Below are 23,466 nucleotides of genomic sequence, written 5' to 3'. Positions count from 1 at the left end.
CCTGGAGAACGGCTACTACGGGATCATGCCGGAGCCGGTCCGGCAGTTCGCCGGGAAGGTGGCGATTAAGCCGCCGTCCTCGGCGGTGAGGGTGCCGTCGTGCAGCAGCGCGATGTCCCTGGCGATGGGCAGCCCGAGCCCGGCGCCGCCGGCGTCCCTGGCTCGGGCTTCGTCCAGCCTGGTGAACCGGTCGAACACGGCCTCGCGCTGCTCGGGCGGGATCCCCGGCCCGTCGTCGTGCACCTGAAGGATCGCCTGATCGCCGTCGGTGCGGACGCGTACGAGCACGTGGGTCGTGGCGTGCCGCAGGGCGTTGTCGACGAGGTTGGTCACCAGGCGGTCGAGGTGGCCGCGCGAGCCGCGTACCACCACGTCGGGCTCGATGTCGAGGTCCAGGTCGAGCTCCGGCCGCCGGCTGATCCGCAGGGACTCCTCCACGGCCACCTGGCCGAGGTCGACGTCGGTGGCGCGCGGTGGTTCGCCCGCGTCGAGCCGGGCGAGCAGGAGCAGGTCGGCGGCGAGGGACTGCAGGCGCGCCACGTCGGTGAGTGCCTCGGCGGTCAGCTCGCTGGGCTCGGCCAGCTCCAGCCGGGCGCGCAGGGTGGCGATCGGGCTGCGGAGCTCGTGCGCCGCGTCGGCGACGAACGTCTTGTGCGTCTCGACGGAGGCCTCCAGCCGGTCGAGGGTGCCGTTCACGGTGGTGGCCAGGGCGGCGATCTCGTCCCGCGAGCGGGGGACGGGCACCCGCTCGTGCAGGTCGCGGGCGGTGATGTGGGCCAGCTTGGCCCGGATGGCCGCCACCGGGGCGAGCGCCCGGTTGACGGAGAACCAGGTCATGGCCGCCACCAGGATCAGCAGCGCCGGCACCCCCGGCAGCAGCACGCCGTTGAGCGTCTGCAACGCCTGTTCGGTGCCGGTGAGCGGCACCCTGGCGTACAGCATGGCGGCGCCTTGGGGGGTCGTCACCCGCTGCCCGGCCACCGCATAGCTGCTCGCGGGCGCCCACTCGGCCAGGGGCTCCTCGGTCGTCTTCGCGAGGTAGAGGTCGGGGTCGCCGACGAACACCGTCTCGCCGTGGGCGCCCAGGCCCTGCGCGGTGCCGGTGGGCGCCGCTTCGGTGCGGGCGCCCAGGTCGATCGTGCGGGTGGGCGCCGCTTCGGTGCGGGCGCTCAGGTCGTTCGTGCGGGTGGGTGCCACTTCGGCCTGGGCGCCCAGGCCGTTCGCGGTGGCGGTGGGCGCCACTTCGGCGTGGGCGCCCACCCGCACGGCCTCGACGGCGATGCCGGCCCTTCTGAAGGCCTCGGCGTCCGCGGCGCCCGTCAGGCTGCCGCGCAGCACCACCACCAGCACGACCGTGATGGCTCCCAGCGCGACGGCCACGACCAGGGTCGCCGCGATCGTCGCGCGCAGCCGTACGGACGAGGGGTCGATCTTCATGCGATCACCGCTCCGGTGGGGCGTGCGGGGGCGTGCGGACGAGAGGTCGAGCTTCACGCGGCCTCCAGCCGGTAGCCGGCGCCGCGTACCGTGACGAGGGTGGCGCGGCCGAACGGGTGGTCGATCTTGCGGCGCAGCGCGCTGATGTAGACCTCCACGATGTTCGGGTCGCCGTTGTAGGAGAAGTCCCACGCCTGGGCCAGCAGGTCGCTCTTGGAGACCACCTCGCCGGCCCGCCTGGCGAGCCCGTGCAGCACCGCGAACTCCTTCGGCGTCAGCGCGATCTCCACCGCGCCCCGGCGGCAGCGCAGCCCGGCCGGGTCGATGACCAGGTCGCCCACGGTGATCGACACCGGCCGCTCGGTGCCGCCGCGCCGCATCAGGGCGCGCAGCCGGGCCAGCAGCACCACGTACGAGAACGGCTTGGACAGGTAGTCGTCGGCGCCGTTGTCCAGGGCCTCGGCCTCGTCGTAGATGCCGTCCTTGGCGGTGAGCATCATGATCGGCGTCCAGTCGCCGGCCTCGCGCAGCCGGGAGCAGAGCGTGTAGCCATTCATCCTGGGCAGCATCACGTCCAGGACGATCACGTCGTAGTCGTTCTCCGTGGCCAGCCAGAGCCCGTCGCGCCCGTCGTGAGCCACGTCGACCGCGAACCCCTCGCCGGTCAGCCCGCCTTTGACCAGCTCGGCCAGCCGCCGCTCGTCCTCCACCAGTAGTACGCGCACAGCGCCAAGAGTGCCGCACGCCACCTAAAGCCAACCTGAAGATCATTTATGCCGTCTTCAGCGTCACTTCAGGTACGGCCGGACAGTCTCTGAGCGTCAGAGCCGATCTACGAAGGAGATTTCATGTTCAAGCGGCGTATCGCTGTGCTCGGCGCGGTGGCGGTGCTGGTGGTGACCGGGCTGGCCGGATCCGCCATGGCCTCCGGTGAGCCGCCCGTGCCGGGGGCCAAGGTGACGTGCACCACGCTCGACGGCAAGCCCGTCGACGTCCGGCTCGCCGAGGCTCGGCGGGCGGGCGCTGAGGGGCGCGCCCTCCCGGCGATCCCCGACGGCGAGGCCCGGCGGGCGGGCGATGCGGGGCGCACCTCCGCCAAAGTCCCGTCCGACGACGAGCTCCGCAAGCTCGAGAAGGGCGGGGTGCGCTTGAAGAAGCTCCCCGACGGCGGGGTGGCCGTGGAAGCGGTGCCGGCCTCCGAGCTGACGGCGGACGGTGCGGCGGCTCGCGTCACGGCGCCGCTTGAGGACACGGCGTCGTCCGGGGACACGGCGTCGTCCGGGGACACGGCGAAGTTCCAGGCCACGACGCCGCTGCGGACCATGGACGCGGACGGCAAGCCGTTCGTCGTGCGGGGCAAGGACAGCGACGGCAAGGCCGTCGACGTGACGAAGCCGAAGGGCGAAGGCATCCTCTGCAAGGCCGTGAAGGAGTGACCTGACGCGGCCGCCGCGCGACCCGGGGGCGTGCGGCGGCCGCGCGGGATGTCCCTTGGCGGGTCAGGTGGGGAAGGACGGGTGGGGGCCCAGGGCCCAGTATTCGAAGAGGCCGTGCCCGGTCAGTCCGCCGTACTCGAAGCGGCCGACGGCGTCCACCATGCCCCACATCCGGCCGACGTCCTTGGGCAGGGTGTAGGTGACGCCCTGCACGACGGGCCCCTCGCCCTGGTACATGCCGTGCTTCCAGCCCGGCTCCAGGCCGTAACCCGTGCCGGCCATCAGGTGGACGGGCAGGACCGGGGTGCAGTGCACGTCGAACGGCTTGCCGCCCGGCGGCGAGAAGGTGATCGTGGCCTCGACGACGTCACGGGTGCCGGGGGCGTACACGGGCCGGTATTCCGGCCGGCCCAGATACTCCTCCTCGCGCCCGTCGGACCACACCCTGGTGGCCGCTTCGAGCACGCGGCGGCCCCGCTCGTCCTCCTGGATGACGCAGAGGATGGCGTGATCGCCGAAGCTCATCGGCGCGTACAGCCAGTAGAACGTCCCCGCGTTCTTCGCCTGGATGCCGGGCGGCTCGGGCTCGCCGACGGGCCTGACGCCCCAGGAGCGGTCACGGGTGCCCTGCCAGCGATCCGGGGTGATCGCGAGCTCCTGCTCCCCGACCGTGATCGTGCCCGACCAGCGTCCCGTCTGCGCCAGCCGTACCGAGTCGAACACGACGCGCTCCTGCCACCGGACGAAGTGCCGGGGTTCGAGCGTCGCCGGGATCGTGCCCTCCCAGGTGAGGTCGAAGGACAGGCCATGCTCGTTCGGCTCCAGGACGACCCGGAGCCTTTTGAGCCCTTCGATGACCTCCACCCGGAAAGGGCCGATCTCGGTGTCCAGCCGGTCCACGCCGAGCTCCCGGGAGGCCCGGACGACCCGGTGCAGGTCCTGATGGCGGACGCAGGCGAAGGCGTCGGTGACGCCCAGGTTCGGGTACTGGCCGAGCCCGACGATCAGCATCAGCTCGTCGGTGCCGGCGTGGCAGTTGAAGTAGTAGCGGTCGTAGAAGTTGCGGTCGGAGGTGGCCACGTGCCGCATGACCTGAGCCGCCTGATGGATGGGATAGTCGTCGAGCGGTGACAGCACCATGCCGCCGTTGTAACAAGCGCTTGGTAGAGGGTCAACCGGCGCAGGTGTCGTGGGTGGCGTCGAACCCCTTCAGCGCGTCGCTGTCGCCGGGGTTCAGCGCCTTCAGGCCCCGCCAGTCGTCGCCGATCACCAGCACCAGCCGCGTGGTCCGCGCCTGGCCGACCAGCTTGGGCGAGGCCGCCAGCAGATCCTTGGCCAGCGTGGGCACCCGCGTCTCGCCGTTCGGACCGTACAGGATCATTGACTTCCGGTACGGCTTCCGCGGCGTGTCGCCGATCTTGGTGATGTGGTAGCCACGCTGCTCCAGCGCGGCCGCGACCTGCCCGCCCAGGCCACTGCGGTAGGTGCCGTTGCGCAGCTCCACCTGCACCTTCGACCTCGGCACCTTGGACTGCCCGCCCTTGACCTCGGCCGGCTCGGCGTCCGTGGCGACGATGTCGAACAGCCTGCCCGCCTGAGGCTGCACCCACTCCACCCGGCCCGGCTGGCTGACCGAGTAGTGCCATGGCGTGGTGATGAAGTGGATCCGCCCGGCGTTCAGCCCCTGGAGGCTCAGGGCCAGGTCCTTCATCACCCCCGGGGTCAGCTCCGGGTCGGTGGTGACGGCCTTGGTGCCCGCGTCCAGGACGCTCAGCAGGCGGGCCGGGTCCGTGAGCGTCTGGCCGCTCATCACCTTCTTCACCATCGAGGCGACGAACATCTGCTGGCGCTGGATCCGGCCGATGTCGGAGCCGTCGCCGAAGCTGTAACGGGCCCGCACGTAGCCGAGCGACTGCTCGCCGTTGAGCGACTGCCGTCCGGCGTGCAGGTGCAGCATCGCCTTGTCGTCGTCGACCCGCTCCGGCAGGCAGACCTCGACGCCGCCCACGGCGTCCACGATGCCCTTGAAGCCGGTGAAGTCCACCTTGACGAAGTGGTCGATGTGGATCCCGGTGAGCGTCTCGACGGTCTTCCAGGTGCAGGCGACGCCCCCGGAGTTGAACGATTCGTTGATCATGCCGAGGTGGGGCTGCTGGCCGGGCAGGCCGTTCCGCGCGCGGCAGGCCGGCAGTTGGACCATCGAGTCGCGCGGGAAGCTGATCACCATCGCGTTGTCGCGCTTGGAGGACAGGTGCGCGAGCATGATCGTGTCGGTGCGCTCGCCGTCGATGCGGTGGCCGTATCGGGCGTTCTTGCCGTCGCGCTGGTCGGAGCCGACGATCAGCACGTTCATGGCGGTGCTCGCCACCTTGGCCGGGCGGGCGGTGCCGAGATCCCCGGCGACGTCCTCGTGCTTGAGGTTGCCGGTCAGCTTCAGGAACAGGCCGACCCCGGCGCCGACGATCAGCAGCACGACCGTCACCACGCCCACGATCAGCCAGCGGAGCCAGCGGCGCGCGCGCTTCGGCGACGTGCTCGACGGAGATTGGGGCGCATCGACGAGCCCGCTGCTCACGTAACTCCCAAAGGGTGACGAAGCCAACGGGCAGCCGCCCTCGGCATCTGCGGAATCCGGCCGGTCGAGTGTACGCAAGGCAGGCCACCGGGCATGTGAGGTCCGCTAGATCGGCGTGCTTGCCCCGGTCTCACCGGCATCGTCCGGGGCTCAGTCCGGCAGCGGGATCCGGAGCGAGACGGTGCCGCGCAGGTCGAGCCAGGCCGCGCCGGGGCCGCGTACCAGGCGCAGCACCACCTCCTCGCAGCCGGGACAGCGAGCCACCAGCCCGGGGTCGGGACCGTACACGCGCAGGGCGGCGAGGGGCCCGGTCAGCCCGCAGTGCGCGCACCGGCCGACGGCCGTGGTGGCGTCGAAGGTGAAGAGCTCGCCGAGCGGGCCCGCCAGGGCGTTGCCGTCGAGGTGTTCGATGGTCATGGTCAGCCTCCGCTGGGGCCGAAGCGTTCGGTACGGACATGCTCGGGCGCGTGCCCGAGGTCGAGCAGCAGGTCGGCCGCGACCTCGACGAAGCCGGTCGGGCCGCAGACGTAACAGTCGGGCTCGAAGTCGGCGGGCCAGCCGCTCTCGGCCAGGTCGCCGAGCATGACCCGGCCGGCCTTGCGCGGCCAGTCCTCGGGCGTGGTCCTGGTGTAGAGATAGGTGATGTCCAGCCCCGGCTCGGGGCGGCGCAGCTCGGCCGCGTAATAGCGGCGGCCGGGGTCGCGCAGCGAGTAGAGCAGCCGGAAAGGCGTCCGGCTGCCCGCCAGCCTGCGCGCCCGGATCATGGCCATCAGCGGGACGATCCCCGACCCGCCGGCCACCAGCAGCACGGGCGCGCGGCTCTCCGGCCGCCACACGAACCACCCGCCGACCGGCCCGCGGACCTCCACCTGGTCGCCCACCTCGATGACCTCGGTGAGGTACGGCGACACCTCGCCGTCGTCCACCAGCTCCACGGTCAGCTCGATCCGCTCGCCGTCGGCGGGCGCGGCCAGGGAGTAGCTCCGCTGGGCGCTGTAGCCGTCGTCGGCGGTCAGCCGCACGTCCAGGTGCTGCCCCGCCAGGTGCCCCGGCCAGCCCGGGACGTCGAGGACCAGCGTGCGGGCCGTGGCCGTCTCCGCGCGGATCTCGACGAGCGTCGCCGCCCGCCAGATCAGGCGGCGCATTCAGTCGCCCTCGTAGCGCTGCTCGCGCCATGGGTCGCCGTAGTTGTGGTAGCCGGCGGTCTCCCAGAAGCCCGGCCAGTCCTCGTTCGTCAGCCGAATGCCGCGCACCCACTTGGCCGACTTCCAGAAGTAGAGGTGCGGCACCAGCAGCCGGACCGGCCCGCCGTGCCTGGGCTCCAGCTCCTCGCCGTCATAGCGGTAGGCGAGCCACGCCTTGCCGTCGAGCAGGTCCTCCAGCGGCAGGTTGGTGGTGTAGCCGCCGTAGGAGTAGATCTGCGCGTACTCGACGCTCGTCTCCACGTCCTCGAAGAGCGTGTCCAGCGAGACGCCCTCCCAGCTGGTGTCGAACTTGCTCCACTTGGTGACGCAGTGGATGTCCACCGTCGGCGTCTCGGCCGGCAGCGCCGTCAGCTCCGGCCAGGTCCACCGGTGGGTCTGCCCGGTCTCGGTGTCGATGGCGAACTCCCACCGGTCCAGCGGAACGCGCGGGGTCGGCCCGGCGGACAGCACGGGGAAGCCGTGCTCCAGGTATTGGCCGGGTGGCAGCCGGTCGCCACCCTCTGTCCGGCGGCCCCGGAAGCCGCGCGAGATGATGCCCATGGGCTCACCATCGCATCTGTCCGGTGCGTCGCGCATTACCTAAAGCTGGTCATTTCCGATCATTTGACCTCGGGGAGCCGCTGCCTCAACCCGGCCGATCAGCTGCCGGGCAGGCAGGCCGGGCGGCGGTCGGAGGTGGGCCAGACATAGTCGAGGTCGTCCGGTTCCTCCTGGCCGAACAGCGGGCGGTAGTGGTCCGGGGCCTTGCGGAGCAGGGCCGAACGGTGGCTGCGGTGGAGGGCGGGCTCGCCCAGCCAGCCGGGCAGCTCGCCGGCCAGCGCCAGCTCCGGCTGGGAGCGTACGTCCGGTCGGCCGCAGTGCTCGGCCAGCTCACGCGTCATCGTGTCGGCGCAGGTGTCGGCGCGGCCGGTCGAGCACCAGTGACGGCAGATCTCCAGGCCGTAGCGCACCAGCGCTTCCTCGTATCCGGCCCACATCTTCACCGCGGGGTGATGCCGCCAGCCGTAACCGGGAACGGTCAGCGCGCGCAGTATCTGCAGGGCCTCGACCCGCTGCTTGCCCAGGCGCAGCGGGTCGAGCACCGCCGCCGAACTGGCGAAGTCCGGAAATGGCAGGAAAGTTTGCATGGCGAGCCTTTCGATCTCGGCCGGTCAGTCGCGGTCGCGGGTGGTCCGTACTGCCTCGGGTTCGATTCCCTCGATGGCCGGTTTCAAAGGCTTGCGGCCCTGTTCGCGGCGCCAGGTCTCGAACGCGGCCACGGTGCCGGCGAGCACGGCCACGCCGAGCATGACGCCGGCGACGACGTCGCTGACCCAGTGCACGGCGAGCGCGACCCTGGTGTAGGCCACCGACACCACCAGGAGCCAGGCGAGGGCCCAGGTGAGCAGCCGTCCCCAGGCCGGCAGCCTGGGCAGGATGAGCAGGACGAGCACGCCCGCGCCGAGAGTCACGTGCAGCGCGTGCCCGGAGGGGAAGGCCTCGCCCGGCGCCAGCGCCACGGGGTCGGGCAGGCTCGGCCTGGCCCGCGAGACGATGATCTTCAGGACGAAGCCGAGCAGCCCGCCCACGATGATCGTGGTGGCCGCCCAGACGGCGCCCCGGCGGGCGCCCCGGACCCACAGCCAGACGGCCGCCGCGACGACCACGAGACGCCAGGTGAACGGCCCGAACACGTCGGTCCACACGATGAGCAGCCGGGTCACGCCGGGATGGGCCAGCGCGTACTGGTGGAGGTCCCTGGCCACCCGCGCGTCCAGCGGGTTGAGCGGCAGCTTGGCCAGGACGAGCAGCAGCATGAACGGGATCATGACGAGCGCGACCGTGACGGAGGCGACCGTCAGCCGCGCCCCCAGCCCGCCGTCGCCGTAGGAGCGGAACGCCTTCCAGCTCTGTAGCCCCATCAACGGCGGCTACCCGAACGGGCGGCGACCATTCCAGGGTGGGGTTTCAACGGCGGCGCTGCTTGAGGTGGTGGCTGATGAGGGCCGCGGCGCAGCCGATGACGACGATGGCCGACGGCAGGCCCGCCACCATGCTCCAGCCCTCGATCGTGTTGGCGGTCAGGTTGATCGCCGAGAACACGACCAGGAGGGTCCAGAGGAGGATGCGCACGGCCGGTCTGCCGGAGGCCGGGGGCTGGGAGGCGTCGTTCAGATCCGCTTCACTGCTCATGAGGTCGTTCATGGAAAAAACGCTATAGACCAGCACCAGCCGGAAAAATCCCGCCACCTACCCATCAGTAGTAGAGCTGGCTGGAATGACGCTCCGGTACGGCCTCCGTACAGTGTCGTTAATGATTCGTGACGCCTTCGAGGCCCTCGACCGTCTCGTAGGCGGCCTCGGCACCGCCGTGCTCGCGCTGTTCACCGTGGCCTGCTGGGGTATGGTCGGCGCCCTGTGCCTCGTCGGCGTCGGGCTGCCGTTGCTGCCCTTGATGCTGGGGCTGACCAGGCTGGTCGCCGAGAGGGAGCGGGCCAGGCTGAGCCGCTGGGGCGAGCCCGTGGTGAGCCCCTACCCGGCCGCCCTCCCGGACGCGGGCTGGCGGGACACCCTCCGCGCCGCCCGCCGCGACCCCGCGACCCGGCGGGACCTGGCCTGGCTGTTCATCCACGCGGTGTCCGGCCTGGTGCTCGGCCTGCTCGGCCTGTCACTGCCGATCATGGCGGTGCGCGACGCCACCTTCCCGTTGTACTGGCGGCTGCTCCCGTCGAACGACATGACCACGGGCTTCGGCGTCCCGGTGAGCACCTGGTCCGGCGCGATCGCCACCTCCCTGGTCAGCCTGGTCTGGCTGGGGATCGTCGTCACGCTCGGCCCCCGGATGGCCCGCCTGCAGGCCTTCCCCGGGCGGCGCCTGCTCACCCCGCACCCCTCGGTCGACCTGTCGGAGCGCCTCGCGCGGATCACGGCCACCCGGGCGGGCGCCCTGCGCGCGCACGCGGCCGAGCTGCGCCGGATCGAGCGCTCCCTGCACGACGGCGCGCAGAACAGGCTCGTCGCGGTGGTCGTCCTGGTCGCCGCGGCCCGGCGCGCCCTCGCCCGCGACCCGGCGCAGGCCGGCCCCGCGCTGGAGCGCGCCCAGAACGCCGCCGAGCAGGGCCTGCAAGAGCTGCGCGGCGTCGTACGCGGCATCCTGCCGCCCATCCTGGAGGACCGGGGCCTGTCGGGTGCGCTCAGCGCCCTCGCCTCGGGCTGCGCCGTGCCCTGCGCGCTGACGGTCGGCGAGCTGGGCACCGTCCACCTGCCGCTGTCGGTGGAGGCGACCGCCTACTTCACCGTCGCCGAGGCCCTGACGAACGTCTCCAAGCACAGCGGCGCCCAGCACGTACGGGTAAATGTCGCCTTGCATGGCGATACGCTCCGCATCGCGGTGGAGGACGACGGCCGGGGCGGCGCGCACGAAAGCGACGGCTCCGGCCTGGCCGGGATCCGCCGCCGGGTGGAAGCACATGACGGATCACTCACCCTGACCAGCCCGCCGAACGGGCCGACGAAGATCGAAGTGGAGCTGCCTTGCGTGTCGTGATCGCCGAGGACGACGCACTGCTGCGCGAGGGACTCGCGTTGCTGCTGACCGGTGAGGGTTACGAGGTCGCCGCCGCGGTGCCGGACGCGACGACCTTCATGTCCGCCGTGTCCGCCTACCGCCCCGACGTGGCGGTGGTGGACGTACGCATGCCGCCCACGCACACCGACGAGGGCATCAGGGCCGCGGTCGAGGCCAGACGCCTGCACCCGAGCCTGGCCGTGCTCGTGCTGTCGGCGTACGTGGAGGAGGCGTTCGCCACCGAGCTGCTCGCCAGCGGCGCCGGCGGCCTCGGATACATGCTGAAGGAGCGGGTCGGCCGGGTCGAGGAGTTCGTCGAGGCGCTGGAGCGGGTGGTGGCGGGCGGCACCGCCATCGACCCCGAGGTGGTCGCGCAGCTCTTCACCCGCCGCCGCGACGGACCCATCGACCGGCTGACCGCCCGCGAACGCGAGGTGCTCGCCCTCATGGCCGAAGGGCTCGGCAACACCGCCATCGCCGAGCGGCTGGTCGTGACGGAGGGCGCGGTGCACAAGCACATCCGCAGCATCTTCGCCAAGCTCGACCTGTCGCCGACCGACCGTGTGGACCGCAGGGTCACCGCCGTCCTGCACTACTTGGAGGCCTGACCGCTCTCCAGCTGCTCGCGCGCCTCCCCCACCCAGCGCATGACCCCCTTGGCGCCGGCCGCCTCGGCGATCGCCCCGGCCTCGGCGAGCAGCTCCAGCGCCTCTTGGTGGTGCCCCTCGGCGGCGGCGATGTGCGCCAGCCCGATCAGGTTCGCGGCGACGCCGGGCAGGAAGCCGACCTCCCGGCGGAGCCGCACCGACTCCTCCAGCCGCTCCCGCGCCGGGCCCAACCGGCCGGCCAGGTGCTCGGCGATGCCCAGATGCCGCAGCGCGTAGGACATCGTCAGCTTGTCGCCGGCCACCGCCGCCAGCTCGTAGGACTGCTCGAACACCGGCACGGCGGCGTCCTGCTCGCCCCGCACCACCTGGTGCACCAGGCCCGCCCAGAACAGGGCCTCGCCCTCGCCCCGCATGTCGTTGAGCGCCCGGTAGAGCCCGGCCGCCCGCTCGAACAGCGCCAGCTCCTGCGGATCCGTCTCCGTCCCGGCGAGGAACCGCGCGTGCGCCAGCCGGCCCCGGGCCAGCGCCAGATCGGCCTCTACCGCGTCCAGATCCCGCGCGGCCGCCGTGAGCGCGTCGACGTCACCGCCGAAGACGGCCTGTTCGTAGAGCACCCTGGCCCGTTCGATGCGTTCTTCCGTGGTCATCCCGTCCCCGTCCGCAGACTCGGGCGCCGCGCCCGAGGCCCGGCGAACATGTCCGCCAGCCTACTTCCGTCACGCCCGGACCTGCTGTCACAGCCCGCCACCCGCGTGATAATGCGGGTGTGCCGCGATACTCCAGGCGATCCGTGCTGTTGCTCGGCGGCATGGCCACGGCCGGAGTGGTGTTCCCGGTCCGGGAGGAGCCACCGGCCCCGGATCTCACGGGCTTACTGGATCCAATGCGTGCGCGGTGGCGCGAGGTGACGGTCGAGGAGAGCCCGGCCGGGGTCCGGGCCGCGGCCCGCCATCGTGACACCATGGCGCCCGCCGCCGGGTCCCTCTGGCCCGACTTGCCGTTCCCGTCCTTCACCGAGACCCCGGCCAGGCTGCTGACCATGGCTCGGGCGTACGCCATGACCGGGGACGCCCGGCTGGCCGCGGCCGTCGCCACCGGCGTCGACCACTACCGGCGGCAGGTCTACACCGCGGGCGCGGCCGCCGGCGGCAACTGGTGGCACTGGGAGATCGGCGTACCCACCAGGCTGCTCGACGCGGCCGTGCTGATCGGCCCGCACCTGACGGACCGGCGGCGCGCGGCGCTCGCGGACGCGGTGGACCACTTCGTGCCGGAGCGCCGCCTGGCCGACTACAGCGGCACCAGCACCGGCGCCAACCGGGTGGACCTGTGCACGGTGATGCTGCTGCGCGCCCTGATCGGGTCCGATCCGGGCAAGGCCGCGCTGGCCGCCGCCGCGCTGACCCCCGTCTTCCGGTACGTCTCCGAAGGCGACGGCCTCTACCGGGACGGCTCGTTCATCCAGCACACCACCGTCCCTTACCAGGGCGGTTACGGGGCGGTGCTGCTGCACGGCCTGGCCACCCTGTTCGCGGTGCTGCGCGACTCGCCCTGGCGGATCACCGACCCGGACCGGCGGCACGTCTACGACAGCGTCGAGCGGTCGTTCGCGCCGTTCGTGCACGACGGCCGCTGCATGGACCTGGTCAGCGGCCGGGGCGTGCGCAGGCAGCCGGACGGCGACCGGGTCAGGGGGCGACGGCTCGCCGCCGCGATCCTGCTGCTCGCGGAGACCGCCTCGGCGGCCGAGCGGGCCCGCTGGCTGCCCATGGTCAAGGGCTGGGCCGTGCGGGGGGCGTACGAGCCGACCGGCCGGGTCGCGGCGGTCCTCGGCGACGGTGAGATCCCCGTGGGGCGCGAGGCCGTGGGGCACCGGCTGCTGCCGATGAGCGCCCGCGCCGTCCACCGCAGGCCGGGCTGGTGCGCGGCGCTCAGCATGGCGTCGTACCGGATCGCCCACTACGAGCACGGCAACGGCGAGAACCCGCGCGGCTGGCACACCGGCGCGGGGATGCTCTACTGGTGGGGCGAGGGCCACGGCGATCATTACTCCGACGGGTTCTGGCGCGCCGCCGACCCCTACCGGCTGCCGGGCACGACCGTCTCCACCCGGCGGCTGCCCGACGGCGCCGGCCCGGCCTGGGGCGGCGCCTGCCCGCCCGCCCGCTGGGTCGGCGGCGCGACCGACGGCACGTACGCGACGGTCGGCCAGCACCTGTACGGCCTGGAGAGCACGATGGAGGCCGTCAAGTCGTGGGTCTTCCTCGACGACGCCGTCGTCTGCCTGGGCGCGGGCATCACCAGCACGGACGGCGTCCCGGTCGAGACCGTCGTGGACGTCCGGCGGACGGACGCGCCCCTCACCACCGGGGCGGGCTGGGCGCACCTGGAAGGCCACGGTGGCTACGTCATCCCTGGTGACCAGCGGCTCCGCACGCTGCGCGGCCGCGACCAGGTGACGCTCTGGCTCGACCACGGCACCGATCCGGTCGCGGCCGGGTACGCGTACCTGCTGCTGCCGAACGCCGACCTGGCGCGCACCCGCGCCCGCGCCGCCGATCCCGGCTGGGCGCGGGTGCTCGTCAACACCGGCCGTCAGCAGGGCGTGCACATCCCGTCCCTCGGCATCACGGCGATCAACTTCTGGCAGGCCGGCTCGACCGGCGGCGTCACCGCGTCCGCGCCGTGCGCCGTCCTCGTGCGCGAGCGGCGCGACGGCACGGCCACGGTCACCGTGTCGGACCCCCGGCGCGAGCTGACCGAGCTGACCGTCACCTGGCGGCGGCCGGTCACCGAGGTGCTCCGCGCGGACCCGCTGCTGACCGGCGTCGCCACCGGCCCGGCGCTCACGCTGGCGTTCGGCCGGCTGGCGGATCGCGGCGGCGGCTCCAGAACGGTCAGGGTGCGCACGTCTCACGGCGCACGGCTGAGAACGCGGGCGGCGCGCGGCTGAGGATGCGGGCGGCGGGTCTGAAAAACAGGGCGACTGGCCGAGGCGGGCCCGGTTACACTCCGCGAGTCCTGTTCGCGTGAATGGAGTGTTTTGACCCACAATGACCTGATCGTTCGGCCTATCGCCGGACGCGAAGAGCTTGAGCTGTTCTGCCGCCTGCCCTACGTGCTCAACGACGAGCTCGCGGACGACCTCGACGCCGGCCGCCGGCGGCCCGAGTGGATGTGGGTGGCGCTGCGCGGTGAGCGCCTCGTCGCCAGGCTGGCCTGGTGGGCGCCGCGCCCGGACGCCCCGCCGGCCATGCTGGACACGTTTGACCTGGACGACGCGGCCCCGTCGCCGGAGCGGCTCGACGACGCCGCACTGCTGCTCAGCACCGCCATGGCGGCGGTGTTGCCCTCGGGCGCCCGGCCGCCCGAGTACAACCGCTACATCCCGCCGGGGTGGCGCGAGGACGAGGCGGCCAGGCAGGTCGTCGAGGACCGCATGACCGTCCTCGCCCACGGCGGCGCCAAGCCTCTCGTCGAGCGGCTGCGCTTCGAGTGGCGGCCCGGGGCGCCGGTTCCCGGGCCGAGCGGCCGCCTGAGCTTCAGGCCGGTCGGCGACCGCGCCGAACTGGTCGAGCTGATGACCCTCGTCCTGGAGGGCACCCTCGACGCCCACAGCCGGGCCGACCTGACCCGGATGACCGCCGCCCAGGCGGCGGCCGAGCAGTATGACGACGAGCTGGCGCACTACCGCAGCCCGCGCGACTGGTGGCGGATCGCGACCACGCCCGGCGGCGACCCCGTGGGATTCGTCATCCCGGCCCGCAACAGCTACAACCCGATCATCGCCTACATCGGCGTCCTGCCGGCGTACCGGGGCCAGGGGCACATCGACGACCTGCTCGCCGAGGGCACGCGGATCCTCGCCGCCCAGGACGTGCCGCGCATCCGGGCGGCCACGGACGTCGGCAACGTGCCGATGGCCCGCGCCTTCCACCGCGCCGGATACACGCACTTCCAGGGTGAGATCAACATGACGTGGGGCTCATCCCCGCAGTGACAGGGCTTCCAGCCGCAGGAAGATCGTCTCGTCCGGCAGCCGCCTGGGCGCTGATCCGCCCGCGTCGTTCCCCCCCAAACTGGATGTCCGGTACGTACGATGAGGACGGTACTTATGTTGATATTGCGTCAAATAGCGTCCGTATCCTAGGAACTGGACCGATCCTGAACATGAGCGACAGCAACGCCGCCGAGCCGGCCTGGGCTCGCGTGGACACGACCGTGCCGCACTCGGCCCGGGTATGGGACTTCCTGCTGGGCGGAAAGGATCACTTCGCCATCGATCGTGAGGTCGGCGAGACCTTGCTCCGGGTGTTCCCTGACTTCGTGATGGTCGCCCGCCTGCAGCGCGAGTTCCTCACCCGCGCGGTGCACTACCTGGTGACCGAGGCGGGCATCCGGCAGTTCCTCGACATCGGCACCGGCCTGCCCACCGCCGACAACACCCACGAGCTGGCGCAGCGCCTCGCGCCGGAATCGCGGGTCGTCTACGTCGACAACGACCCCATCGTGCTGGTGCACGCCCGCGCGCTGCTCACCAGCACCCCCGAGGGCGCCACCGACTACCTCGACGCGGACGTCCGCGACCCGGAGGCGATCCTCGACGGGGCCGCCAAGACGCTCGACCTCTCCCAGCCCGTCGCGGTCATGATGCTGAGCATCGCGGGCCAGGTCACCGACGACGACGACCCCAAGGACCTCATCGACCGGCTGATGGGCCCGCTGGCCCCCGGCAGCTACCTGGCCCTGAGCGACGGCGTCAACACCAACCCGGCGCTGGTGCAGGCCGTCACCACCTACAACCAGAGCGCCGCCAACACCTACCAGCTGCGCAGCCCCGAGCAGGTCGGCGCCTTCCTCGCCGGTCTCGACCTGGTGGCGCCCGGCGTGGTGCCGACGCCCGAGTGGCACCCGCCCCTGGACCGCTGGGACGAGCCGCCCACCGTGGTGAGCGCGGTCTGCGGGGTGGCGAAGAAGCCCTGAGTTGATAGCCTGGCCGCAGGTGGGCCGGGAAGTTTTGCCGGCCGCTCTGTTTATCGATTACTGAAGGGCCGCCATGCGTGCTCGAGATCTCCTCACCCCCTATCCCACCGTCACTCTCGACACTCCGGTGGCGGAGGCGGCCAGACTGCTGGCTACCCAGAACCTGCGCGGCCTGATCGTCGTGGACGGCGACGGCAAGCCCCTGTCCATCCTGCCGGGCACCCAGGTGCTGCGGCTGGCCGTCCCCGGCTACTGTCAGGACGACCCGGCGCTGGCTCGGGTCGTCGACGAGATCCACGCCGACGCGTTCCTGCGGACGCTGGCCGGGCGCACCGTGCGCGAGGCCCTGCCACGGGAGAAGCGTGAGCTGCCGGTCACCGACCCGGACGCCACCGTGCTGGAGGTCGCGGCGCTGATGGCCCGCACTCACAGCCCGCTGGTCGCCGTGGTGGGTGAGCGAGGGCTGGAAGGGGCGGTCACCTTGCAAGCGCTCATGGAGCGCGCACTGGCTGCATGACGGCTGTCGCCTGGCTGTCGGTGGCGGTGTTCCTCGGCGCGTACGCGCTGATCGCCACCGAGAGGATCCACCGGGTCGCCGCCGCGCTCGGTGGCGCCGGGATCATGCTGCTGATCCATGCCACCGACGCCGGCGCCGCGTTCTTCTCCGAAGCGACCGGCATCGACTGGAACGTCATCTTCCTGCTGCTCGGCATGATGGTGATCGTCGGGGTGCTCAAGCAGACCGGCATCTTCGAATATCTGGCCATCTGGGCCGCGAAACGGGCCCGGGGCAGGCCGTACCGGCTGATGGTGCTGCTGGTCGTCATCACCGCGGCCGCCTCCGCGCTGCTCGACAACGTCACGACCGTGCTGCTGATCGTCCCGGTGACCTTCCTGGTCTGCGAGCGGCTGGCGCTGCCCGTGGTGCCCTTCCTCATCGCCGAGGCGATGGCCTCCAACATCGGCGGCACCGCCACCCTGATCGGCGACCCGCCCAACATCATCATCGCCAGCAAGGGCGGGCTGTCGTTCAACGACTTCCTGGTGCACATGGCGCCGATGGTGGTGATCCTGATGATCGTCTTCATCGGACTGTGCTGGATCATGTTCCGCAAGTCCTTCCACTACGACCCCGAACGCGCCGCCGACATCATGCGGCTCAACGAGCGCGAGGCGATCGGCGACCGGCGGCTGCTGTGGCAGAGCCTGATCGTGCTCGCCCTGGTGATGATCGCCTTCGTGCTGCACCCGGTGCTGCACTACGAGCCTTCCGTCGTGGCGATCCTCGGCGCCGGCGTCCTGGTGGCCGCCACCAAGGTCACCGCCGAGGAGGCCATCGCCGAGGTGGAGTGGCCCACGCTGGTGTTCTTCGCCGGGCTGTTCGTCATGATCGGCGCCCTCGTGGAGACCGGCGTCATCGGCCGGATCTCGCAGCTGGCCGTGGACGCCACCGAGGGACAGCTCGGGCTGGCCACGATGGTGCTGCTCGGCGCGTCGGCCGGGTTGTCGGCCATCGTGGACAACATCCCCTATGTCGCCACGATGAGCCCCATCGTGGCGGACCTCGTCCAGGCCAACGGGGGCAACGCCGACGCGCAGGTGCTGTGGTGGGCGCTGGCCTTCGGCGCCGACCTGGGCGGCAACGCCACCGCCGTCGGCGCGGCGGCCAACGTGGTCGTCATCGGCATCGCCGCCCGCAACGGCACCCCGATCAGCTTCTGGGAGTTCACCAAGTACGGGCTCGTGGTCACCGCCGTCACCGTCTCGCTGACCGCGCCTTACCTGTGGCTGCGTTATCTCGGGTGAGGACGAGGTAGTTGGTCCGTACAAGGGAAGATCTGTGCTCCCTTGGCGGTACCTAGAGCCCGGCGAATGCCGCGTCTGCGTACCTTGAGGCATGGAGGGGACGGCGATGATGGCTGACGACTGGCAGGACGAGTCCGGATATCTGCCGATCGGGGATCACGGGCTGATCGGCGACCTGAGGACCGTCGCGCTCGTCGGCACCAACGGCACGATCGACTGGTACTGCTGCCCCCGCTTCGACTCGCCGAGCGTGTTCGCCTCGCTCCTGGACGCCGGCAAGGGCGGCTCGTTCGAGCTGACCGCGGACACACAGGCCAGGACCAAGCAGTTCTACTTCCCCGACACCAACGTGCTCATCACCCGGTTCTTCGCCGAGGACGGCGTGGGGGAGATCCAGGACTTCATGCCCATCCCGGAGGACCCGCGGGAGGCCGACCGGCACCGGGTGATCCGCCGGGTGTCGTGCGTACGCGGCACGCTGCCCTTCCGCGCCCGGATCGCGCCCCGCTTCGACTACGCCAGGCAGTCGCACACCGTACACCTGGACGGGGGGCGGGCGACGTTCGAGTCGCCGGCGCTCACCCTGGCGCTGACCGCCAGCGTCCCGCTGGAGACCGACGGCCAGGACGTGCGCGCGGCGTTCAAACTGCACGAGGGGGAGTACGCGGTCTTCGCCCTCGACCGCGTCCACGCCGGTCTTGAGTCGCGCGGCTGCCCGATCGCCGAGGCGGAGGACGAGTTCGCCGCCACGGTCCGCTACTGGCGGCACTGGCTGTCCGCCTCCCGCTACCGCGGGCGCTGGCGGGAGGTGGTGCACCGCTCCGCGCTCACGCTGAAACTCCTCACGTACGCGCCGACCGGCGGGATCGTCGCCGCGCCCACGACCAGCCTGCCCGAGCAGCTGTACGGCGAGCGCAACTGGGACTACCGGTACGTCTGGATCCGCGACGCCGCCTTCTGCGTGTACGCCCTGCTCCGGCTCGGTTTCACCGAGGAGGCGGAGGCGTTCATGGGCTTCCTGGCCGACCGCGTCCCGCTCGACGACGGCGGCCCCGCCGGCCCCCTGCAGATCATGTACGGCATCGACGGCCGCCGGGACCTGCCCGAACACGAGCTGGACCACCTGGCGGGATACCGCGGCTCCGCGCCGGTCCGGATCGGCAACGGCGCCGCCGGGCAACTCCAGCTCGACATCTACGGCGCGCTCATCGACTCCATCTACCTCTACAACAAATGGGGCGAGCCCATCGCCAGCGACCGCTGGGACCAGCTGTCCACGCTGGTGGACTGGGTCTGCGAGAACTGGGACCAGCCGGACGAGGGCATCTGGGAGACCCGCGGCGGACGCAAGAACTTCGTGTACTCGCGGCTGATGTGCTGGGTGGCCATCGAACGCGCCATGCGGGTCGCCACCCAGCGCGGCCTGCCCGCCGACATGCGCCGCTGGCGCCAGTGCCGCGACGCGATCTACCGCCAGATCATGCGGCACGGCTGGTCGGACGACCTCCAGGCGTTCGTCCAGCACTTCGACGACGACGTGCTGGACGCCTCGGTGCTGATGATGCCGCTGGCCAAGTTCGTCTCACCGACCGACCCCAAGTGGCTGTCCACCCTCGAAGCGCTCGGCGACGGCCTGGTCTCGGACTCGCTGGTGTACCGCTACGACCCCGAACGCAGTCCCGACGGGCTGCAGGGCCCGGAGGGCACGTTCTCGATCTGCTCGTTCTGGTACGTCGAGGCCCTCGCCCGCGCCGGCCGCCTCGACGAGGCCCGCCTGGCCTTCGAGAAGATGCTCACCTACGCCAACCACCTGGGCCTGTACGCCGAGGAGATCGGCCACACCGGCGAGCAACTGGGCAACTTCCCCCAGGCCATCACCCACCTGGCCCTCATCAGCGCCGCCTTCAACCTCGACCACGCCCTCGGCTGACCGGCCCCGGCGACGGCTACGATGCCCGGCCATGAGGGAACCTGACTTCGTCCGTACCACCCGTGACTCCTATGACGCGGTCGCCGGCCGCTACGCCGAGTGCTTCAGCGCGACGCTCGAGACCGAGCCGCTGCAGCGGGCGATGCTCGACGCGTTCGCCGCGCTCGTAAGGGGCGGTGGGCCGGTGGCCGATGTCGGGTGCGGTCCCGGCTATGTGACGGGCCATCTGCACGGGCTCGGGGTGGACGCGTTCGGTGTGGACCTGTCGCCGGAGATGATCGCGCTGGCCCGTCAGGCGCACCCGGAGCTGCGGTTCGAGGTGGGGACGATGGCCGCGCTGGAGGTGCGGGACGGCGGCCTCGGCGGTGTCCTCTCGCGATACTCGATCATCCACACTCCGCCGGAGCGGCTGCCGGAGATCGTCGCCGAGTTCGCGCGGGTGCTCGCCCCGGGTGGTCATCTGCTGCTCAGTTTCGCCGGGCATGACGAGCCTGCGGAGCTCGCGGAGGCGTACGACCATCTGGTGGCGCTCGCCTACCGGTGGTCACCCGACCGGGTCGCGGACCTGCTGCGCGAGCACGGGCTGCAGGAGGTGGCCAGGCTGGTGTACGCCCCGGAGCTGGACGTCAGACGCGGGTTCCCGGCCGTCGACCTGCTGGCCAGGAGGCTTCCTGAGCCGTCAGACGTGGGCGGCCAGATGGCGTAGGGCGCGGGCGGCCGGGGTGTCCGGGTCGGCGGTCATGAAGACCACCTGCTGATCGTCGTCCGGGACCGTGAGGATGTCGCAGTTGATGCGGAGCCGGCCGAGCTCGGGGTGCGTCACGGTCTTCGTCCGGTGGCCGGGGACGCGCACCGGGTTGGTGGCCCAGATCTTGTTGAACTCCGCGCTGCCCGCCCGCAGGTCGGCCAGCAGCTCGGCGAGCGCCGCGTCGCGGGGATAGCGGTCGGCGGCGGCCCGCAGCCGGGCCACCACGATCTCGCCGAACTCCTCGTGGTCCGCGGTCATCACCTGATCGCGGTGCAGGAAGCACCGGCGGGCCAGGTTGGGCCGGGTGGGCAGGTCGCCGAGCAGGGCTTCGGCGAGCGGGTTCCAGGCGATCACGTCGTAGCTGGCCGCGGTGACGACGGCCGCGGTCCCCGGGATCCGGCGCAGCAGGCTCGCCACGTACGGGCGGACCTCGCGCGGCGGTCCGGCGGGCGGCTCCGGGGGCACGCCGGCCAGCCGGAACAGGTGCGTCCGCTCGGCGGGCGCGAGCCGGAGCGCGCCCGCCAGGGACGCGAGGATGCGCGGGGACGGCCGGGGGCCCCGCGCCTGCTCCAGCCGGACGTAGTAGTCGACCGACATGCTCGCCAGCTCGGCGACCTCCTCGCGGCGCAGGCCCGGCGTGCGCCGCCGGGACCCCGCGGGCAGGCCGACGTCGCCCGGCCGCACCCTCTCCCGCCGGTCACGCAGGAAACGGGCCAGCTCGCCTCTCGCCATCCGGTGCCTCCTCAGTCTGGTATCCATTGTCCCTGGATCGGGCGCTTCGCCGGCGGCACCCTCGACGGCATGGACAACTCGATCGCATTGGTCACCGGCGCCAACAAGGGCATCGGCAAGGAGATCGCGCGCCAACTCGCCGGCGCGGGCCTCACCGTCTACGTCGGCTCGCGCGATGCCGTACGCGGTGAGCGCGCCGTCAAGGAGATCGGCGGCGACGCCCGGCCGCTCGTCATCGACGTCACGGACCCGGCGAGCGTCGCCGAGGCCGCGCGCCAGGTCGGCACGCTGGACATTCTGGTCAACAACGCCGGAATCTCCGGCGAGGACAGAACCCCGGACCAGGAGGACCTCGACACGCTCCGCCGCGTGTATGAGACGAACGTCTTCGGGGTCGTCACGGTGACCAACGCCTTCCTGCCCGCGCTGCGCCGCTCCGCGCACCCCCGGATCGTGAACGTCTCCAGCGGCACCGGCTCCCTGACCTGGGGCACCGGGCCGCAGTTCCCGCACCAGGGCGGCTTCGCCGCCTACCGGTCGTCCAAGGCCGCGCTGAACGCGCTGACCGTCTACTACGCCCACACCCTGGCGGGGGACGGCGTCAAGGCCAACGTGCTCGCCCCCGGCCTGCGCCGGACCGAGCTCAACGCGCGGGCCGCCGCCAGCGACGGCGACCCGGCCGAGGCGGCGGCGGGCGCGGTCCGGCTCGCGCTGCTGCCCGACGACGGACCCTCCGGGGAGTTCTTCTCCTGGGACGGCACCCCGGTCCCGTGGTAGGAGAGGCCACCCTCCGGGGGCCGTCCGCCGCCGAGATCGGCACATGTGCTCGGCCTCATAGTGGGCTGCCGGAATATGTGAGCGAGTCACCTGGTCCACTGCCCCGGCTGCCACCTAGCGTTCACGGTTACGGCGGCCTGAGCGCGGTCAGGTCCGCCTGACGCGTGAGGAGGGCGGATGGGAGCAGATCCTACGGGGAGTGCGAACGGAACCGTTCCCATTCTGAAGGTGCGCGGGCTGAGCAGGGAGTTCCGCGGCTTCCTGGCCGTGGACGGTGTGGACCTTGACGTGGCCGAAGGCAGCGTGCACGCGCTGGTGGGACCGAACGGCGCCGGCAAGACCACCCTGTTCAACCTGCTCACCGGCTTCCTGAAGCCGACCGCGGGCAGCGTGCTGCTGTCCGATCGCCGGGAGCTGGCCGGGCGCAGCCCCGAGGCGATCACCCGGATGGGCGTGGCGCGCTCGTTCCAGATCACCAGCCTGTTCGCCGAGCTGACCCCGCGCCAGCACCTGGAGCTGGCGCTGGCCAGCGGCACCGGCCTGGGCTGGCGGTTCTGGCGTTCTGACCGGGCGCTGGCCCGCTTCGCCGGGCGCGCGGAGGAACTGCTCGACCAGGTCGGGCTCGCCGACCAGGGCGGCGTCCCGGCGGACTCGCTGCCGTACGGGAGCAAGCGCGCGCTGGAGCTGGCGCTCGCCCTGGCGCTGGACCCCAAGGTGCTCCTGCTCGACGAGCCGACCGCCGGGATGGGCGTGGAGGACGTGGACCGCACCAGCGCGCTCATCCGCAAGATCCGCGCGGGCCGCACCGTGGTCCTGGTCGAGCACAACATGAACGTGGTCGCCAACCTCGCCGACCGGGTGACCGTCCTGCAGCACGGCAAGGTGCTGATCGAGGGTCCGTACGCCGAGATCCGCCACGACCCCAGGGTCATCACCGCCTACCTCGGAGACTCTCATGTTGATCGTTGACGGGTTGTCCGCCTGGTACGGCGAGGCGCAGGCCCTGCGCGAGGTGTGGATGCGGGTCGACGAGGGCGAGATCGTCACGCTGGTCGGCCGCAACGGCGCGGGCAAGACCACGCTGCTGCGCTGCCTGATGGGCCTGCACGGCGCGCACGGCAGGACGGCGGGCACGATCTCGCTGTTCGACGAGGACATCACCGGCCTGGCCCCGCACCGCAGGGCCCGGCGCGGCCTGGGCTTCGTCCCGGACGACCGCGGCATCTACGCCAGCTTGTCGGTGGAGGAGAACCTGCTGCTCCCGCCCGTCAACAAGGCCGGCCCGGAGCCGTGGTCGCTGAAGCGGGTGTACGAGACGTTCCCGGCGCTGCGCGAGCGGCGGCGCTTCCCCGGGACGAAGTTGTCGGGCGGCGAGCAGCAGATGCTCGCGCTCGCCCGCGTGCTGCGGACGGGCGCCCGGCTGCTGCTGTGCGACGAGCCCACCGAGGGCCTGTCGCCGCTGATCGTCCAGCAGATCGGCGAGATCCTGCGCGAGGTCAAGGCGGCCGGGGTGACGGTCCTGCTCATCGAGCAGAACGTGCACTTCGCCGCCACCGTCGCCGACCGCCACTATCTGCTGGCCGAGGGCCGGATCGTCGAATCGCTGGACAACGACCAGGTCCGCGAACGTGAGCACGAGCTGCTCGAATACCTCGGAATCTGACGACGGCCATGATCGTGGA

General features: G+C 71.8%; 25 protein-coding genes. 13 read left to right on the top strand and 12 right to left on the bottom strand.

The genetic code is table 11. The features are described from left to right. Positions 1–15: 15 nt before the first annotated feature. On the bottom strand, positions 16–1,437 hold the full coding sequence (locus OHA68_RS12710) for a sensor histidine kinase (protein WP_327107823.1): 1,422 nt from the start codon (positions 1,435–1,437) through the stop codon (positions 16–18). 53 nt (positions 1,438–1,490) lie between these two features. After that, complete coding sequence (locus OHA68_RS12705; protein ID WP_189137666.1) at positions 1,491–2,162, bottom strand: response regulator transcription factor; 672 nt, start codon at positions 2,160–2,162, stop codon at positions 1,491–1,493. A gap of 123 nt (positions 2,163–2,285) precedes the next feature. Between OHA68_RS12705 and OHA68_RS12700 the strand changes: the two genes are divergently transcribed. Then, a complete protein-coding gene (locus OHA68_RS12700; protein WP_327107822.1) occupies positions 2,286–2,873 on the top strand; it encodes a hypothetical protein in 588 nt (195 codons plus the stop codon). Positions 2,874–2,936: 63 nt separating this feature from the next. Here the strand turns inward: OHA68_RS12700 and OHA68_RS12695 are convergent, their stop codons facing one another. From OHA68_RS12695 to OHA68_RS12660, 8 genes are all read right to left on the bottom strand, one after another. Then, positions 2,937–4,013, bottom strand: a complete 1,077-nt coding sequence (locus OHA68_RS12695; protein ID WP_327107821.1) for a hypothetical protein — start codon at positions 4,011–4,013, stop codon at positions 2,937–2,939. Between the two features lie 31 nt (positions 4,014–4,044). After that, entirely contained in the window at positions 4,045–5,448 is a 1,404-nt protein-coding gene (locus OHA68_RS12690) for an LCP family protein (protein ID WP_327107820.1), read from the bottom strand. A 150-nt stretch (positions 5,449–5,598) separates the two neighbouring features. Next, positions 5,599–5,865, bottom strand: a complete 267-nt coding sequence (locus OHA68_RS12685; RefSeq protein WP_327107819.1) for a DUF6510 family protein — start codon at positions 5,863–5,865, stop codon at positions 5,599–5,601. Between the two features lie 2 nt (positions 5,866–5,867). Continuing rightward, entirely contained in the window at positions 5,868–6,593 is a 726-nt protein-coding gene (locus OHA68_RS12680) for a ferredoxin reductase (protein WP_327107818.1), read from the bottom strand. Continuing rightward, complete coding sequence (locus tag OHA68_RS12675; protein WP_327107817.1) at positions 6,594–7,193, bottom strand: molybdopterin-dependent oxidoreductase; 600 nt, start codon at positions 7,191–7,193, stop codon at positions 6,594–6,596. 98 nt (positions 7,194–7,291) lie between these two features. Further along, positions 7,292–7,780 carry an MSMEG_6728 family protein gene (locus OHA68_RS12670; RefSeq protein WP_189137673.1) on the bottom strand — a complete coding sequence of 163 codons (489 nt, stop codon included), beginning with the start codon at positions 7,778–7,780 and terminating at the stop codon, positions 7,292–7,294. Between the two features lie 24 nt (positions 7,781–7,804). Continuing rightward, positions 7,805–8,554 (bottom strand): phosphatase PAP2 family protein, encoded by a 750-nt coding sequence (locus OHA68_RS12665; protein ID WP_327107816.1) that lies wholly within the window; start codon positions 8,552–8,554, stop codon positions 7,805–7,807. Positions 8,555–8,600: 46 nt separating this feature from the next. After that, the gene (locus OHA68_RS12660; RefSeq protein ID WP_327107815.1) at positions 8,601–8,837 is read right to left on the bottom strand and encodes a hypothetical protein; all 237 of its coding nucleotides are present in this window, start codon (positions 8,835–8,837) and stop codon (positions 8,601–8,603) included. Positions 8,838–8,946: 109 nt separating this feature from the next. Here OHA68_RS12660 and OHA68_RS12655 point away from each other — a divergent pair, with 109 nt between their 5' ends. After that, positions 8,947–10,179, top strand: coding sequence for a sensor histidine kinase (locus OHA68_RS12655; protein WP_327107814.1), 1,233 nt, complete (start codon positions 8,947–8,949; stop codon positions 10,177–10,179). After that, positions 10,167–10,808: a response regulator transcription factor gene (locus OHA68_RS12650; protein ID WP_327107813.1), complete on the top strand. Its 642-nt coding sequence runs from the start codon at positions 10,167–10,169 to the stop codon at positions 10,806–10,808. The genes OHA68_RS12655 and OHA68_RS12650 overlap by 13 nt, the downstream gene beginning before the upstream one ends. On the opposite strand, the gene OHA68_RS12645 is transcribed toward OHA68_RS12650, so the two are convergent. Continuing rightward, complete coding sequence (locus tag OHA68_RS12645; protein ID WP_327107812.1) at positions 10,793–11,455, bottom strand: tetratricopeptide repeat protein; 663 nt, start codon at positions 11,453–11,455, stop codon at positions 10,793–10,795. The two genes, OHA68_RS12650 and OHA68_RS12645, sit on opposite strands and share 16 nt — an antisense overlap. A gap of 119 nt (positions 11,456–11,574) precedes the next feature. On the opposite strand from OHA68_RS12645, the gene OHA68_RS12640 reads away from it, so the two are divergent. The 7 genes from OHA68_RS12640 (at position 11,575) to OHA68_RS12610 (ending at position 20,233) form a co-directional block, all read left to right on the top strand. Continuing rightward, positions 11,575–13,761, top strand: coding sequence for a polysaccharide lyase 8 family protein (locus OHA68_RS12640; RefSeq protein ID WP_327107811.1), 2,187 nt, complete (start codon positions 11,575–11,577; stop codon positions 13,759–13,761). A gap of 90 nt (positions 13,762–13,851) precedes the next feature. Then, the gene (locus tag OHA68_RS12635; protein ID WP_327107810.1) at positions 13,852–14,808 is read left to right on the top strand and encodes a GNAT family N-acetyltransferase; all 957 of its coding nucleotides are present in this window, start codon (positions 13,852–13,854) and stop codon (positions 14,806–14,808) included. A 170-nt stretch (positions 14,809–14,978) separates the two neighbouring features. Continuing rightward, positions 14,979–15,791 carry an SAM-dependent methyltransferase gene (locus tag OHA68_RS12630; protein WP_327107809.1) on the top strand — a complete coding sequence of 271 codons (813 nt, stop codon included), beginning with the start codon at positions 14,979–14,981 and terminating at the stop codon, positions 15,789–15,791. Positions 15,792–15,864: 73 nt separating this feature from the next. After that, positions 15,865–16,308 (top strand): CBS domain-containing protein, encoded by a 444-nt coding sequence (locus tag OHA68_RS12625; RefSeq protein WP_189137680.1) that lies wholly within the window; start codon positions 15,865–15,867, stop codon positions 16,306–16,308. Beyond that, complete coding sequence (locus tag OHA68_RS12620) at positions 16,305–17,597, top strand: ArsB/NhaD family transporter (RefSeq protein WP_327107808.1); 1,293 nt, start codon at positions 16,305–16,307, stop codon at positions 17,595–17,597. The genes OHA68_RS12625 and OHA68_RS12620 overlap by 4 nt, the downstream gene beginning before the upstream one ends. A gap of 106 nt (positions 17,598–17,703) precedes the next feature. Beyond that, positions 17,704–19,527: a glycoside hydrolase family 15 protein gene (locus OHA68_RS12615; protein WP_327107807.1), complete on the top strand. Its 1,824-nt coding sequence runs from the start codon at positions 17,704–17,706 to the stop codon at positions 19,525–19,527. A gap of 31 nt (positions 19,528–19,558) precedes the next feature. After that, positions 19,559–20,233, top strand: a complete 675-nt coding sequence (locus tag OHA68_RS12610) for a class I SAM-dependent DNA methyltransferase (protein ID WP_327107806.1) — start codon at positions 19,559–19,561, stop codon at positions 20,231–20,233. On the opposite strand, the gene OHA68_RS12605 is transcribed toward OHA68_RS12610, so the two are convergent. After that, positions 20,207–21,007, bottom strand: coding sequence for a helix-turn-helix transcriptional regulator (locus tag OHA68_RS12605; protein ID WP_327107805.1), 801 nt, complete (start codon positions 21,005–21,007; stop codon positions 20,207–20,209). The two genes, OHA68_RS12610 and OHA68_RS12605, sit on opposite strands and share 27 nt — an antisense overlap. Positions 21,008–21,076: 69 nt before the next feature. Here OHA68_RS12605 and OHA68_RS12600 point away from each other — a divergent pair, with 69 nt between their 5' ends. From OHA68_RS12600 to OHA68_RS12590, 3 genes are all read left to right on the top strand, one after another. Next, on the top strand, positions 21,077–21,784 hold the full coding sequence (locus OHA68_RS12600; protein ID WP_327107804.1) for an SDR family oxidoreductase: 708 nt from the start codon (positions 21,077–21,079) through the stop codon (positions 21,782–21,784). 177 nt (positions 21,785–21,961) lie between these two features. After that, positions 21,962–22,753, top strand: coding sequence for an ABC transporter ATP-binding protein (locus OHA68_RS12595; protein WP_327107803.1), 792 nt, complete (start codon positions 21,962–21,964; stop codon positions 22,751–22,753). After that, a complete protein-coding gene (locus OHA68_RS12590; RefSeq protein WP_327107802.1) occupies positions 22,740–23,447 on the top strand; it encodes an ABC transporter ATP-binding protein in 708 nt (235 codons plus the stop codon). Before OHA68_RS12595 ends, OHA68_RS12590 begins: the two co-directional genes overlap by 14 nt. The last annotated feature ends 19 nt before the right edge of the window (positions 23,448–23,466 follow it).

The sequence above is a fragment of the Nonomuraea glycinis genome, assembly GCF_035920485.1.
GTDB lineage: Bacteria > Actinomycetota > Actinomycetes > Streptosporangiales > Streptosporangiaceae > Nonomuraea > Nonomuraea glycinis.
Note: the sequence above shows the minus strand (reverse complement) of the source record. Positions and strands in the feature narration are given on the sequence as shown.